Source organism: Micromonospora sp. WMMD1102, from assembly GCF_029626265.1.
Classification (GTDB): domain Bacteria; phylum Actinomycetota; class Actinomycetes; order Mycobacteriales; family Micromonosporaceae; genus Plantactinospora.
The window spans coordinates 8,097,179-8,112,197 of sequence record NZ_JARUBN010000001.1; the positions used below are offsets into that span (position 1 = coordinate 8,097,179).

General features: G+C 72.2%; 12 protein-coding genes and 1 pseudogene. 10 read left to right on the forward strand and 3 right to left on the reverse strand.

Features of this window, described 5'->3' with window-relative positions:
- Window positions 1-68: 68 nt before the first annotated feature.
- The 3 genes from cysS (at window position 69) to O7626_RS36820 (ending at window position 3,339) form a co-directional block, all read left to right on the forward strand.
- A complete protein-coding gene (cysS, locus tag O7626_RS36810; RefSeq protein WP_278065548.1) occupies window positions 69-1,490 on the forward strand; it encodes a cysteine--tRNA ligase in 1,422 nt (473 codons plus the stop codon).
- Entirely contained in the window at window positions 1,490-2,662 is a 1,173-nt protein-coding gene (gene rlmB, locus O7626_RS36815; protein WP_278065549.1) for a 23S rRNA (guanosine(2251)-2'-O)-methyltransferase RlmB, read from the forward strand. The genes cysS and rlmB overlap by 1 nt, the downstream gene beginning before the upstream one ends.
- Before the next feature lie 80 nt (window positions 2,663-2,742).
- Window positions 2,743-3,339: a GNAT family N-acetyltransferase gene (locus O7626_RS36820; RefSeq protein WP_278065550.1), complete on the forward strand. Its 597-nt coding sequence runs from the start codon at window positions 2,743-2,745 to the stop codon at window positions 3,337-3,339.
- Between the two features lie 394 nt (window positions 3,340-3,733).
- Here O7626_RS36820 and O7626_RS36825 read toward each other — a convergent pair whose 3' ends face one another.
- The 3 genes from O7626_RS36825 to O7626_RS36835 form a co-directional block, all read right to left on the reverse strand.
- Entirely contained in the window at window positions 3,734-4,402 is a 669-nt protein-coding gene (locus O7626_RS36825) for a tetratricopeptide repeat protein (RefSeq protein WP_278065551.1), read from the reverse strand.
- Between the two features lie 20 nt (window positions 4,403-4,422).
- A complete protein-coding gene (locus tag O7626_RS36830; RefSeq protein WP_278065552.1) occupies window positions 4,423-5,634 on the reverse strand; it encodes an NB-ARC domain-containing protein in 1,212 nt (403 codons plus the stop codon).
- A gap of 315 nt (window positions 5,635-5,949) precedes the next feature.
- Entirely contained in the window at window positions 5,950-6,531 is a 582-nt protein-coding gene (locus O7626_RS36835; protein WP_278065553.1) for a winged helix-turn-helix domain-containing protein, read from the reverse strand.
- A gap of 982 nt (window positions 6,532-7,513) precedes the next feature.
- On the opposite strand from O7626_RS36835, the pseudogene O7626_RS36840 reads away from it, so the two are divergent.
- The 7 genes and pseudogenes from O7626_RS36840 to O7626_RS36870 all read left to right on the forward strand — a co-directional run.
- Window positions 7,514-8,584: pseudogene (locus tag O7626_RS36840) on the forward strand (Hsp70 family protein); the annotation flags it as partial.
- 328 nt (window positions 8,585-8,912) lie between these two features.
- A complete protein-coding gene (locus O7626_RS36845) occupies window positions 8,913-10,220 on the forward strand; it encodes a PQQ-binding-like beta-propeller repeat protein (protein WP_278065554.1) in 1,308 nt (435 codons plus the stop codon).
- A gap of 178 nt (window positions 10,221-10,398) precedes the next feature.
- Window positions 10,399-12,186 carry an ATP-binding protein gene (locus O7626_RS36850; protein WP_278065555.1) on the forward strand — a complete coding sequence of 596 codons (1,788 nt, stop codon included), beginning with the start codon at window positions 10,399-10,401 and terminating at the stop codon, window positions 12,184-12,186.
- A complete protein-coding gene (locus O7626_RS36855; RefSeq protein WP_278065556.1) occupies window positions 12,183-12,587 on the forward strand; it encodes a roadblock/LC7 domain-containing protein in 405 nt (134 codons plus the stop codon). Before O7626_RS36850 ends, O7626_RS36855 begins: the two co-directional genes overlap by 4 nt.
- Window positions 12,588-12,635: 48 nt before the next feature.
- The gene (locus tag O7626_RS36860) at window positions 12,636-13,007 is read left to right on the forward strand and encodes a DUF742 domain-containing protein (RefSeq protein ID WP_278065557.1); all 372 of its coding nucleotides are present in this window, start codon (window positions 12,636-12,638) and stop codon (window positions 13,005-13,007) included.
- A complete protein-coding gene (locus O7626_RS36865; protein WP_347404833.1) occupies window positions 12,988-13,731 on the forward strand; it encodes an ATP/GTP-binding protein in 744 nt (247 codons plus the stop codon). The genes O7626_RS36860 and O7626_RS36865 overlap by 20 nt, the downstream gene beginning before the upstream one ends.
- A complete protein-coding gene (locus tag O7626_RS36870; protein ID WP_278065558.1) occupies window positions 13,728-14,996 on the forward strand; it encodes a hypothetical protein in 1,269 nt (422 codons plus the stop codon). The genes O7626_RS36865 and O7626_RS36870 overlap by 4 nt, the downstream gene beginning before the upstream one ends.
- Window positions 14,997-15,019: the final 23 nt, after the last annotated feature.

Sequence of the window (15,019 nt, forward strand, 5' to 3'; positions counted from 1 at the left end):
GGCCGGGGGCGTTCCGGGCGGTGGTCGCGCGGTGAGCCCGGGGAGACATCGGCCGGTACCCTTGTACGGTGACGCTACGCCTCTACGACACCGCCACCCGATCGGTGCGGGACTTCGTCCCCCTGCGCGCCGGCAGGGCGGGGATCTACCTGTGTGGCCTCACCGTCCAGTCTCCGCCGCACATCGGTCACCTGCGGGGCGGGGTCAACTACGACGTGCTGCGGCGCTGGCTGCTGCGCAGCGGCTTCGAGGTGACCTTCATCCGCAACATCACCGACGTGGACGACAAGATCCTGGTCAAGGCGGTCGAGCGGGGCCGCCCGTTCTGGTCGATCGCCTACGCCAACGAGGTGCTGCTCGGTGCGGCGTACCGCAGCCTCAACGTGCTGCCGCCGACCTACGAGCCGAGGGCGACCGGGCACGTCCCGGAGATGCACGAGCTGATCGGGAAGCTGCTCGACGCCGGGCACGCGTACGTCGCCGACGACGACTCCGGTGACGTCTGGTTCGACGTCCGGTCCTACCCTGGCTACGGCGACCTGTCCGGTCAGCGGCCGGAGGCGACCCAGACGCAGATCGCCGACGAGGCCGCCGAACGGGGCAAGCGGGACGCCAACGACTTCGCGCTCTGGAAGGGCGTCAAGCCGGGCGAGCCGGCCGACGCCGCCTGGCCGTCACCGTGGGGGCCGGGCCGCCCCGGCTGGCACATCGAGTGCTCGGCGATGTGCTGGCGCTATCTCGGCGCCGAGTTCGACATCCACGGCGGCGGGCTCGACCTGACCTTCCCGCACCACGAGAACGAGCAGGCCCAGTCCCGGGCCGCCGGGCTGCCCTTCGTCCGGTACTGGGTGCACCACGGGCTGCTCAACCTCGGCGAGGCCAAGATGAGCAAGTCGCTGGGGAACGTCGTCGACCTCGACCACGTCGCCTCGATCGGGGTCCGCCCGGTCGAGCTACGCTACTACCTGGTCGCCCCGCACTACCGGTCCCGGATCGACTACTCGGACGAGTCGCTGCGCGAGTCGGCGGTGGCGTACCGCCGGGTCGAGGGCTTCGTACGCCGGGCCGCGGAACGGGTCGGTGCGGGCACGCTCGGCGAACTGCCGGCCGAGTTCGGTGCCGCCCTGGACGACGACCTCAACACCTCGGCCGCGGTCGCGGTGCTGCACGACACGGTCCGGGACGGCCAGATCGCGCTGGCCGGCGGGGACGACGCCGGGACCGGGGCGGCGCTGGCCGTGGTGCGGGCGATGCTCGACGTGCTCGGTCTCGACCCCCTCGACGCCGCGTGGAGCACGAACGGGCAGGATGGGGAGCTGCGGTCGGTGGTCGACTCGCTGGTGGCGCTGGCCCTGGAGCAGCGGGCACAGGCCCGAGGCCGCAGGGACTGGGCCGCCGCCGACTCGGTACGCGACCAGCTCAAGCACGCGGGCGTGGTGGTCGAGGACACCCCGCACGGGCCGCGTTGGACGATCGGAGAACAGGACTGATGCCCGGAAACTCGGCCCGGAAGGGTCGTCGGGTCACCGCCAAGAAGGGCGCCGTCACGGGCTCCGGAGGCAAGAACCGGGGTGCGCTCAAGGGCCGGGGCAAGACCCTGCCGGCCGACGAGCGCCCTTGGCACAAGGCGTACTCCGGCACCGAGCAGGTGCCGCAGCGGACCGCGTGGAAGCAGGCCAAGGAGCGCCGGGCCGCCGCCGAGGAGGGCCGGGCGCCGAAGGTCGGCGTACCCGGCAGCAAGGACACCACCTGGGGTGCCGGGGGTGCCGGTACGAAGAAGGGCGGCCGCAAGTCGTCGGTCAGCGCCGGTAGGGGTGCGGCGAGCGCCGGTCGGGGTGCCGGGCGTACCGGTGGCAAGCCGGCGCCGCGCCCGGGTGGTCCCCGGGTCGCGCCGGGCCGCCGGTCGGCTCCCGGGCGGGAGGCGGCCGAGCTGCTGGTCGGGCGCAACCCGGTGGTGGAGGCGCTCCGTGCGCAGGTGCCGGCGACCGCGCTCTACGTGGCGCAGGGCATCGACATCGACGACCGGGTGAACGAGGCGGTCCGGACCGCCGCCGACCGGGGCATCGCGATCATGGAGGTCAGCCGGGCCGAGCTGGACCGGATGACCGGCGGGGTGCTGCACCAGGGCATCGGCGTGCAGGTGCCGCCGTTCGCCTACGAGCCGTTCGAGGACATGTTGGCGATGGCGCTGGAGCAGCCGTCGCCGCTGCTGGTCGCGCTCGACGGGGTCACCGACCCGCGCAACCTCGGTGCGGTGATCCGTTCGGCGGCGGCCTTCGGCGCGCAGGGTGTCTTCGTACCCGAGCGGCGGGCCGCCGGCATCACCGCGACCGCCTGGCGGACCAGTGCCGGCGCGGCGGCCCGGGTACCGGTCAGCCAGGTGACGAACCTGACCCGGGCGATCAAGCTGGCCCAGCAGGAGGGGTTCGTCGTGGTCGGGCTGGACGCCGACGGCGAGACCGACCTGTACGACCTGGAGGTGGCGGTCGGCCCGCTGGTGGTGGTGGTGGGCTCCGAGGGACGCGGCCTGTCCCGGCTGGTCGGCACCACCTGTGACCTGCGGGTCGGCATTCCGATGGTCTCCGAGGTCGAGTCGCTCAACGCCAGCGTGGCGGCGGCGGTGGCGCTCGCCGAGGTCTCCCGGCGCCGCCTGGCGGCCTGACCCGGCGCTACCTGGCCGGCTGACCGGCGCCTTTCAGACGCCACGACCAGGTGTGGACCGTAGTAGCGGAGGGCAGCGGCGTGACCGTCATACTGCGGGCGGAACCGACAACATCCGTCCCGGCTCTGTTGCTGCGGCCGTGGAACGGCGCGGACGCCGAGCCGCTGGTGGAGGCGTACCGTGATCCGACGTTGCGGCGGTGGACGAGGCTTCCGGTGGAGAGCTCGGAGGATGCGTTGCGCTGGCTGGCGGTGCAGCGGAACGGTTGGGCGGACGGCAGCCGGCTCAGTTTCGCGGTCGTGGCGGAGCAGCCGGACGGCTCGGACCGGTTGCTCGGCAACGTGGTGGTGAAGACGCCCGGCCAGGTCGTCGGGTTGCCCGAGGTCGGCTACTGGACGGCGGCGTACGCCCGGGGCCGGGGAGTCGCCTCCCGGGCGCTCGACGTCCTCAGCGGCTGGGCGTTCGACACCCTGGGCGTGGACCGGCTGGCGTTGCTGCACCAGGTTGACAATTCCGCCTCCTGCCGGGTCGCCGAGAAGACCGGCTACCGGTTCGACCGAACGCTTCCGGCCCGGCCGCCATTCCCCCGGGACGGGCACCTGCACCTGCGCCCGGCCACCCCGCGACAGTCCCCGGTCCCCCGTCCGCTCATCGGCGGCGGTGTGCCTGCCCCTTAACATGCGCCGAGCAACCCCTCGCGCGTAGAGGGGTCGGTTCATGGCGCGCCAACGGCTGGCCCAGGCCGACCCGGCGCATCACGCCGAACCCGAAGCGACGGATCGACGAGCCGGCGGTACTCCTCGGTGACCGGGAATTCTCTACTGTGGATCTGCTGGCCGGGTACTCGGTGCGGTCGTCGAGGCGGTCGGGTTCCTGCCGCCGAGGGGTGTTGACGGCGACGGTCACGGGTTTCGAAACATGATCACGGTGTCCAGGTATGCCTCCACCATCCCGTCACGTACCGTTCCGAGCCGGGCATAGCTGGTGGCACTGGCCTCCTCGTAGTCCCGGGCTGCGGCCATGCTTCCGGTCCTGCGCTCGATGTATCCGAGCAGCCGCAGCGCGGCTGCCTCACCGGCGGAATAGCCAGAGCGCGCCCCCAGGAACGGATTGCCGACGCGACGGCCGAGGCGCGGCGCGCCAGCGAACTCGTAGGAGTCGCAGGCCGGCTCGCCCGATCCGGGCGTTTACCTCGTCGGTTGGGTTGCCGGTGCGTTCGCAGAGTTCGAGGCCCGCCTCGAAGTGCTGGTCCGCGTCGTCGGGCTGGCCGAGAGCGGTGAGCGTCAGGCCGAGCGCGACCAGCGTCATCGCCTGGCCGGCCGGATCACCGCTGGCGACCCGGTAGTTGTGGCTCTCCCGCAGTACCACCGAGGCGGTCTTCCAGTCGCCGAGGCAGGTGTACACCTCGCCGAGGTTCAACAGCACGGCACCGCGGAAGGCGTCGCCATTGGGCAGGTGGTCGGCCAGCGCCAACGCGGCGTGAAACTGCTCGATCGCCAGATCCGGCTCTCGGGCGAAGTGGTGCGTGAGCCCGACGTTGAGCCGGAGCATCGCCTCACCGCCGTGGTCACCGAGCCGTTGGTTGATGGCGAAGGCGCGTTCGTACCGGTGTTTGGCCTCGTCGAACCGTCCGTCGTAAGCGTCTATCCGGACCAGGCTCGCCAGCGAACGCATCTCGCCCGTCTCGTCACCATGACGCTGCGCCACCTGGAGGCTCAACTCGCTCAGCCGCCGATCCACGTCGCGGTAGTGGCGTTTCGTCAGGTAGCCGTTGAGCGCCAGGTGAATCCGATTGGCGAACCGGCCGACCTCCCGGGCATGGTCCGCGGCCTGCGCGGCCAAGGAGAGCAGATTGGCCCGTTCGGACTCGATCCACCTGACCGCATCCTCGGGATCGGCCAGCGAAGTCGCCTCGGCACCGGTGGAGCCCAGGAAGGGTGTCTCGGAGAGGTGATCGCGCTGCGGCCGCAACAGGTTACCGGCGAGGCGGGCCGTACTGAACAGGTGTCGTAGGACGCGGTGGAGCACCTGTTCCGGCTCGTCGAAGGGCAGCTCGGTGGCGTAGAGCCGGACCAGGTCGTGCATCCGGTAGCGGCCGTTGCCCCGTGGACTGCCAGGTGCGTCCCCACCAGGCAGTCCACGACGTGCGTCGCCCGCTCGGTAGGCAACTCCAGGATGACCGCGACAAGCATCGGATCGAAGTCCGTCAGGTGCAGTTTGCCGATCGCCCGGAAGGCCCGCGCCGCCAGTTGTTCCGACTCGGACTCCGACTCGGCCAGGGCGAGGTAGCCGACCGCGAGGCTGGAGCGGATGGCCACGTCGCCGTGGCGCAGCTCGTCGAGCCGGTACCGCTCGTCGGCCAGTCGGGCGGCCAGGGCCGACGTGCTCAGGTCCGGCCGGTGCGCCAGTCGCGTCCCGGCGAGGCAGAGCGCGAGCGGGAGTCGTTCGCAGAGTTCGCTGATGCCTCCCGCCTCGTCCTGGCCCAGGTCGTCGCGACGCGTGCCGGTGTAGGCCCGGAGCAACTGCACGGCTTCGTCGTCGGGGAGCCGGTCCACCGGAAGTTGCGCGGTCATCCCCGGCAGCAGCAGCGGTCGCCGGCAGGTGACCAGGGTGGTGCAGCCGCCACCGGCCGGCAGCAGTGCCCGGACCTGCGCACTGTCCAGCGCGTTGTCTAGGATGACCAGCACCTGGCGGTCCGCCGTGATCGACCGGAACAGCGCTGCGGCCTGGTCGACGGCGGCCGGGATCTCGTCACCGCTCCCGAACGCCCGCAGCAGCCGGCCCAGCGCGTCCAGCGGCGAGAGCGGGCGGGTGTCAGGCGTCGCGCCCTGTAGGTTGATGTACAGCTGGCCGTCGGCAAAGCGGGCGACCAGCTGGTGGGCGACGCGAAGCACCAGTGTGGACTTGCCTAATCCGGGAGCGCCGTGCAGCGCCACGGTCGCCGGTGGCCGGCTGGCGACGTCGCGGAGCATGTCGAGTTCGTGCCGGCGGCCGGTGAAGGCAGGCTCGTCGGGTGGGAGCTGCCGGGGGACGGGCGACCGACGGCGGGCACCGACGGCCGGGGCGGCGGGGCGGCGGTGCAGTACGTCCTGTTGCAGCTGCCGCAGGCGGGGGCCGGGGTCGACGCCGAGACCGTCCCGGAGTGCCCGGCGTGCGTCGGCGAGCGCCGCCAGGGCCTGGGATGTGTCGCCGCCCTGGTGGAGGGCCTCCGCGAGCTGGGCCCAGGCCGCTTCGTGCAGCGGGTGGATCGCGAGATGCTCCCGGAGCGGACCCGCCAGCGCCGGACCCTAGCCGGCGGCGAGCCGGGCGGCGAACAAGTTCTCGACCACGGCCAGCTGTTGGCCGAGCAGCCGGTCCCGCGCGGCGCCGAGCAGCCGACCAGCGGGTACGTCCTCGAGCGGTTCATCCCGGCACAGTACGAGCGCTGGTGTGGACGCTGTCCCGAGGGCATCGACCTCCCCGACCGAGCCACGCTGGTCGGCCAGCTCCGTCAGACGGTCGAGGTCGATGTCGATGTCGAAATGCGTCCGGTCCAGGAGGAGCTGGTAGCGCCCGGCCCGACAGCTGATCCTCCCCTCCGGAGCCAGCAGCCGCCGGACATTCGTGAGATAGCTGCGTAGATTGGCGATCGCCGACGGCGGAGGACCGCTGCCCCACAGCTCGTCGACGATCTGCTCCCGTGACAGGGTCTGCCTGCGATAGAGCAGCAACAACGCGAGCAGCGCCCGTTGTTTCGGCGGGCCCGTCGAAAGGGCGACACCCGCTCGCCGCACGGTGAGCGGTCCGATGACACGTACTTCCAGCCGCATCTTGGGCCCCCGATTCCCAGACGACATGGCGAATTTAGCTCCAGTGCCCTGCTCCTGCAATCGTCGGTTCAGGAGGGCGGACCCGCACCGGACGCCGTGGAGCGATGGCTTTCTGGTCCGGCGATGGTTGCGCTGTCTTCCCAGCAGCAGTGGCGAGTGACCGCCGATCACTGATGGTGATGTGACGATCACCAAGCGGCATCTAATCATGGTTTCCGGATTCTGTCGGACGCGGGTGTGCGCCTCGCCGGCCGCTACCCCGCCCCCCGCCGGCCTGTGGAAATGCCTGACGGGACGGAGAAGCATGTCCATCTCTATGCGCAGAAATATGCAGTCAATCCCTAGCCTTTTGCCTCATCGACAAAGAGGGGATTTTCGGCGCCCGTGTGGAACCCGCGGCGTCCGACGCGCGTGTTCCGCAATCGACCGGCAGCAGATTGTGGGTGGTGGTCCCGTCCGACGAGAAACGTCCGGCAATTCGTTTAGATGAAGATCGGGATGAGGATTCAATGAGTCATTACGGTCCAGGGCTGCTGCGGTCGCAGATTCTGCGGCCTGCCGTCGTCGCCGCTGTCGCCCTGTCTCTCGGTGGCGCTGTGCAGGTCGCGGCGACCGCAGTCGGGTCCTCGGCGACCGAGCCCGTCATCGCCCATCAGGTGAAGCCCAATCTGAGCATTTACGAAACACCTGGGGTGGCAAGTGGACCCGGTGGCCGGTAACTGAGATCCGTGCCTCACGCAAACCCCTCGAAACAAAGACCCTCGAATGTATTGGAGAAAAATCCGTATGCCAATCAGCAGGCGGAGCCCCCAGACTCCTGGCCGCCGCGCTCGGCGCGCTGACGATGCTGTCGTCCGTGGCTGTGGTCGGTGCCGGCGTCGACAGCGCGCGGGCGGCCGGTCCCCGGCCCGTCAGTCGACCGACTCCGGTCCGCGACGGACCTGTCGGCCCCGGTCGGGAGGTGCTCGTGCACTCGGCGGCAACTCCGGTGCCCGTACCATGCAGGGCCGGGCTACCCCTCGCCCGGCGGAGGAGTCAGGTCATGGCGGGTCAGGACGGCGGCTACGGGCTCGGCGTCGACCTCGGGACCTCGCACACCGTGGCGGTGCTGCGCTGGCCCGACGGCCGGACCAGGCCACTGCTCTTCGACGGGCAGCCGATCCTGCCGTCCGGCGTCTTCCTCGACGGCACCGGGCGGCCACACGTCGGGCGGGACGCCCAACGGCTGGCCCAGGCCGACCCGGCGCGTTACGAGCCGAACCCGAAGCGACGGATCGACGAGCCGGCGGTACGCCTCGGTGACCGGGAGTTCCCCACTGTGGACCTGCTGGCCGGGGTGCTCGGCGCGGTGGCCGGCGCGGCGGTGGAGGCGGTCGGGTTCCTGCCGCCAGCCGTACTCAGCTATCCGGCCGGTTGGGGCGCCCGGCGCCGGGAGGCGCTGGCCGCCGCCGTCGCCCGGGCCGGCTGGCCGCCTGTCCGGACGGATCCGGCAGGGCGGACGGATCTGGCGGCCCGCTCCTCCGGCGGGACGCTGCTGGTGCCGGAGCCGGTCGCCGCCGCCCGCTACTTCGTCGACGTGCTGCGCCGGCCGGTGCCGGTCCGGTCCGCACTGGCCGTCTTCGACCTCGGCGGCGGCACCCTGGACGTGGCCGTGGTCCGCAACGAGGCCACCGACGAGACCGGTCGGCCGCGCTTCGTGGTGGTCGGTTCGGGCGGCGTCGCCGACCTCGGTGGGCTGGACCTGGACGCCGCCCTGGTCGAACACCTGGGCGGGCTGGTCCAGGCCGCGCATCCGCAGGTCTGGGAGCAGCTGCGCCAGCCGGCCACGGCGAGCCAGTGGCGCGCCCGCCGGCAGTTCTGGGACGACGTACGCGGAGCCAAGGAGATGCTGTCCCGGGCCGTGACCGCGCCGGTCCCGGTGCCCGGTGTCGAGCAGGCGCTGCACCTGACCCGGGACGAGTTGGAGAGGGTGGTCACCCCGCTGCTGCGCCGAGGGGTGCACGAGGCCGCGTCGGTGATCGCCAACTCGCGGCTGGGCGTCGACCAGTTCGCCGGGCTGTTCCTGGTCGGGGGTTCCTCCCGGGTTCCGCTGGTAGCCCGGATGCTGCACGCCGAACTCGGCATCGCGCCGACCGTACTCGAACAGCCGGAACTGCCGGTCGCGGAGGGCGCGCTCGCCGAACTGCCGGTCCCGGCCGCCGTTGGCGGCGGCGCCCCGGCCCAGCATGGCGCCCCGGCCCAGCATGGCGGCCCAGGGGCGAATCCGGTCGCCGCCGGCAGCGTCGGGGTGCCGGGACAGTTCCGGGGGTACCAGGGGAAGGCCGCTGCGGTCTCCGCCCCGCCCGTGCCAGCCGGCGGCGCCGTACCGGGGGGGGCTGGCCGCTCTGGTACGCCGCCGCGCGTTCCTGGTCGGCGCCGGAGCGCTGCTCGGCCTGGTCGGGGTGGTGGTTGCGACGCTGCTCTACCTGAACCGCGATCCCTATCCCGGCCTCGACTTCGTGCCGTTCCGGGAGGTCGACCGGATCGCCACCCAGGAGAAGGACCCGTCCGTGTTCTTCACCGCCACCGCCGGCGACCGGGCGTACGGCGCCTACCAGCGGACCGACCGGCGGCTGGACATCGCGGTGCTGGACACCGAGTCGGCGAAGGTCGAGCGGTGGATCACCACGGAAGCCGGCGCCGAGCGGTGGAATTGGATCAAGGCGCTGCCGGACGTGCTGCTGGTCAAGGCGGACGTCGTCGGCAGCACCGACTCGGGCGACCTGATCGCCTACGACCCGGCGAACGGTGCGAAACTGTGGAGCCGGCAGGTGCACGGCGCCGACGAGTTCTACTTCTTCGACAAGTACGTCGTGGTGCTCGACGGGACCGCCGACACGCTGGTCGGGATCAACGCCCGTACCGGCAGGGAGTGGAGACAGCCCAGCCCGAAGGGCGAGTACGACAGCGACTCCGCCGTCTATCCGGTGCGGACCGTCCGGGAGGTGGGCGGGCCGGCCGGGTCGAGCGGGGACGCGGCGCTGCCGAACCGGGGGGACGAGCCGCGACTGGTGCAGATCGGCGCGGACGACTCGATCCGGGTCGTCGACGTGACGAACGGCAGGGTGCTGAAGAGCCGGCCCGACGCCGCCGACACCGACGACGTGGTGCTGGCGTACGAGGGGCAGCTCTTCGTGGCGCCGAAGGCCGACGGCTACGGGCTGGCCCGGTACGACCTGACCACCCTCGCCGCGCCGACCAGCATCTATCGGGCGGCGGACAAGAGCCGGCGGCCGACGGCCCTGCAACCCTGCGGCGAGCGGCAGGTCTGCCTGCTGGAGACCGCCGGGTCGGACGCCGCGACCACCGAACTGCTGGCGGTCCGGACCGACCAGGACGACAGCCAGCGGGCTGCCTGGCGGAAGAAGGTGCCGCAGGCACAGGAGCTGCTGCCGGTCGGCGAACGCGCCCTGGTCCGGCTCGGCGTGACCGAACCGGTGTCGAAGCTCTTCGCCACCGACGGTGCCGAGAAGATGAGCCGGGACGGGATCGCCGCCCGGGTCGACGGTGGCAACCTGCTGGTCTTCGCCAAGGAGCCGGCTACGTACAGCCAGGACGTCAGCATCGCCGGGGTGGTCGCCGAATCCGGCGAACCGACCGAATTGGGGCAGCTCAAGGAGGTGGTGCCCGCCTCCTGTTCCTGGAACACCTCCGTCGTCGTCTGCGGTGCCCGCTCCGAGTTCGTCGTCGCCGGCTTCACCGCCGGATAGCCGAATTCGCACCGGCCACCGGCGGACCGGCCGGGGTGAACCGCCGCCGTTCGAGGTACACCCGTCCACTCAGGGGGCGGGTGATCCCGGCCCGATCGGGTACGATCCTGATCCATCAATGTGCCTGAACTGCGGTTTGGGGCTCCGTCCTGCCCGGATCTTCCGCTCGAAGGTGAACATGACACCGCTTGAATCGTCAGGTCGTCCCTCGCCCGGGGACCGTCCGGTATGGTCGGCCACCTTCTTCCTCACCGCCCTGGCCGGTACGGCGGCCGTGGCCGCCGCGCTGCTCGGCGCCGACCCGCTCGGCCTGGTGGTCACCGCGCTGGCGGCCGGCGCCGCCGGTGCGACGCTTGTGCTGCTGGCCGTGCTCCGGCGCCACCAACAGGCCGCCCGGGTCGCTTCCGCCGGGCGTGAGTGGGAGTTCGAGCGGCAGGCGCGCGGCTACCAGCAGCAGTTGACCGATTACCGCCAGCAGTTGACGGAGTGCCAGCAGCAGTTGACCGAGCGCGAGCAGCAGTTCACCGAGCGCGAGGCACAGTGGCGGGACCGGGCCGAGGCCCGCTCGGCGGCGGTCGACGACGCGCTCGAACACCTGCGCCGGGTCCGGCTTCCGGCGGTACTGGCCGGGGCGCCGGTGCCGGCCACCCCGCCGGACCGGATGCTGGCCGACCGGACGGCCGGACTGGTCGACGGGATCCTCGCCGAGGCGACGAGTGCGCTGAAGCGCTCGGACGAGCGCGAGGAGTCGCTGCGGCTCGCGGTGGTGGCGCTGTCCCGGCGGGTGCAGACGGCGGCGCACTCCATCCAGGAGCAGGTCTCGCTGATGGCGGACCGGCACCAGCACGACCCGGACGTTGTGGAGTCGAGCATGCGGGTCGACCACGCCGCCGCGCAGCAGGCCCGGCACGCGCAGAGCCTGGCCGTGCTCTGTGGAGAGTGGCCGGGGCAGCAGTGGCAGGAGCCGCTGGCCATGGTGGACGTGGTGCGGGCCGCGTCGGCCCGGATCCTGGCGTACCAGCGGGTCGAGGTCTCCGGCGACCAGGACGTGGCCGTAGCCGCCGAGGTGGTGGAGCCGGTCATCCACCTGGTGGCGGAGTTGCTGGCCAACGCCACCCAGTCGTCGCCGCCGGCCACCGTCGTTCCGGTGACGGTGCGGCGGGTGCAGCGCGGCGCGGTCATCGAGATCGACGACGGTGGCGTCGGGATGGACGACCACCGGCTGGAGCAGGCCCGGGAGACGGTTTCCGGACGTCGTCCGGTCGGGCTGGGCGAGCTGGGCGAGATCCCGCAGACCGGGCTCGCCGTCGTCGGCCACTACGTACGGCGACACGGCTTCCGGGCGGATCTGAGCGAGTCCCCGTACGGCGGGCTGCGGGCGGTGGTGCTGATCCCGTCGAAGGTCGTCGAGACGGTGGACCCGCCGGAGGCGGTGGTGATGCGTCCGCCGGCCACGGTGCCGGCACATCCGCCGGCCGGCGCGCCGCAGCCGCAAGCGCCGCACCGGGAGTGGGCGCGGGAGCCGGGACCGGCGCCGCAGCCGCACCGGGAGTCGGCGCCGCATCCGGCGTCAGGACCGCATCCGGCGTCAGGACCGCATTCGGCGTCAGGACCGCAGCCGGCGTCAGCGCCGGTGGTCGGATCGGAGCCGGTGGTGGCGGGGCCGAGGCCGGTGGTGGCCGAATCGGTCGACCCGGCGTCCGACACGACCCTGCCCCGCCGTCGGTCCCGCCGGGGCGAGGCCACGGCCGCCGCGGCGCCGTTCACCGGTCCGGCGGCGTCCACCGAGCCAGGACTGTCCAGCGGGCGGGCGGCGTCGACCGAGCCGGTGGCGTCCGCGGAGCCGACGCCGGAGCAGGCCGGTTCCTGGATGGGTGCCTTCATCTCCGGCGGTCGGGCCGGTGCCGGACGGGATCCGGAAGGCTCCAGCTGGCCGCCGACGACCACGAAGGATGACGAACGATGAGCGCGAAGCAGGACCAGAGCTGGATGCTGGCCGAGGTGGTTTCGGTGCCGTACGTCCGGCACGCCGTGGTGCTCTCCGCCGACGGCCTGGCGATGGTCCGGTCCGAGCACACCGACCAGGACGTCGCCGACCGGCTCGCGGCGGCCTGCTCGGGACTGCAGTCCCTCGGCCGGAGCGTCGGCCGCGAGTTCGGCTCCGGCGGGCGCTCGCTCCGTTCGCTGCTGATCGAGTTCGACGGCGGGTACCTCTTCGTCCGGCGGGCCGGCGACGGTTCGCACCTGGCGGTGGTGACCGAACCGGCCGTCGACCCGGCGCTCATCGCGCACCAGATGCAGGCCCAGGTCAACAGGATCGGTGAAGGCAACCTCGCCACGACGGCCCGGCACGGCGCCGAGGCATGACCTCAGGCGGCGGGGTCGGCAGATGACGGACCGGACCGGGGAGCGTCGATGACCCCTTCTGACGACCGGAGCCGCGATTACCGCGACTCGGCACTGCGGCCGTACGTGCTCACGAAGGGGCGGGCCCGTCCGTCGCGCAACACGGTCAGCGTCGACACGCTGCTGATCGCGACCGACCCGCCGCCGCCACTGCCGGTCTCGGCCGGTCGCCAGGAACGCGCCCTGCTGGCGATGTGCCGGGGACTGCTCTCGCTGGTCGAGGTCGCCGCCCGGCTGGAGTTGCCGGTCAGCGTCGTACGGGTGCTCGCCAGCGACCTGGTCGATTCGGGTCACCTGACCGCGCGGGCCGGAAGTCCCCAGGCCGCGCAGCTTCCCCGGGAACTACTGCAAGAGGTGCTCAATGGTCTCCGCGCGCTCTGACGGCTACCTGCCCGGGACCGTCACCAAGTCGGTGAAGATCCTCGTGGTCGGCAGTTTCGGGGTCGGCAAGACCACCCTGATCGGCTCGGTCAGCGAGATCCGGCCGCTGCGTACCGAGGAGATCGTCACCCAGGTCAGCGAGGGGGTCGACGACCTGCACGGCGTGCACGACAAGCACACCACCACCGTGGCGATGGACTTCGGCCGGATCACCCTGAACGAGAGCCTGGCGCTCTATCTGTTCGGCACTCCCGGGCAGCGGCGGTTCTGGGACCTGTGGGAGGGGCTCGCCGAGGGTGCCGCCGGGGTACTCGTGCTCGTCGACACCCGGCCCGGTCGGCTGGAGGCGAGCTTCGAGGTCTTCGACCAGTTGGAGATCGGCACCGAGCTGCCCTTCGTGGTGGCGGTCAACCACTTCCCGGACACGGTGCAGCACTCGGCGGACGAGCTGCGTACCGCCCTGGACCTGCTGCCGGAGACGCCGGTCCTGGACTGCGACGCCCGGGACCGCGGCTCCGCGCTGGCCGCGCTGGCCGCCCTCGTCCAGCACGCCCTCGACGTCACGCCCGCCAGCACGCCGCAGGACTCCGGCGCCGTCCCACAGGTTTCCGGCACCGCGCCACAGGACCCCGCCGCCATGCCGCGAGGCCGCGTCGCCACCACGCCGCCGCACAATCCCGCCGACCCGCAGCACATCCCCGTCTCCGAGGAACTGGTCTCGTGACAACCTATTCCGCGATCGAGGGCACCAGCCTCCGCAAGCCGCTGGCCGAGCTGACCGGCCTGGTGCCGCTGGCCGCCACCACCGCCTGCCCGGACCCGCAGCACGTCTTCGCCCGGCTGCGGGCCGAGCACGGCCCGGTCGCCCCGGTCGAGCTGGAGCCCGGGGTGCAGGCCTGGCTGGTGATGGGCTACCAGGAGATTCTCACGGTCACCCGGCAGGAGCAGGTCTACTCCTGCGACCCGGACGACTGGGCGGCGCACCACGACGGCAGCCTGCCGGCGGACTCGCTGCTGCGCCCGATGATGTCGCCGTACGACAACGCCTTCTTCGTCAACGGGGAACGGCACCGCCGGCTGCGCGCCCCGATCGCCGGTGGGATGGCCGAGATCGACCAGCGGGCGATGCGCCGGGCGGTGGCGGCGCTCTGCACCGACGTGATCGGTTCGTTCGCCGGCCGGGGCGAGGCCGACCTGGTCGCCGACTACGCGGCGATCGTCCCGGTGCTGGCCATCGCGGACCGGTTCGGCCTGGACGCGGTGCAGAGCCGTGAGCTACAGGCCGGGCTGGCCGCGATGTTCGCCTGGGGCGCGGACGCGCTCGCCGCCCGGGAGAAGGTGATGCGGATCCTCGCCGACGTGGTGGCGGCCCGCCGCAGGGTGCCCTCGGGCGACCTGACGAGCTATCTGGTCGAGCACCCGAACCTGCGCGGCGACGCCGAGGTCTACGACACCATGGTGCTGATGCTGGTCGCGGCGAACGAGAACACCATGAGCTGCATCGCCCAGACGTTGCGGTTGATGCTCACCGACGAGCGGTTCGCCGGCCGGCTCCGGGGCGGCCGGCTCGGCGTGGACGACGCCGTCGAGGAGGTGTTGTGGCGGGACCCGCCGATGACGAACGCACCGGCCCGGTACGCGCTGCGGGACACCGAGCTGGCCGGGCAGCCGGTCCGGCGCGGCGATGCGATGATCCTCGGGATGACCGCCGCGAACGCCGACCCGCGGATCCACCCGACCGGTGAGCCGTGGCGGGAGGTCGGCAACCGGGCGCACCTGTCCTGGGGTGCCGGCCCGCACGCCTGCCCGGCGCAGATTCCGGCCCGGCTGATCGTGCGTACCGCGGTGGAGACCGCGCTGCACCTGCTGCCCGGGGTACGGCTGGCCGTCCCGGCCGAGGAGTTGCAGGCCGTCCCCTCGCCGTGGGGGCGTACCCCGCAGTCGATCCCGGTGCGCTTCCGGTCCGTCCCGCGGCGCGGCGTCGACTGAGCGGGCTCAGCCTTGCCGCCGGT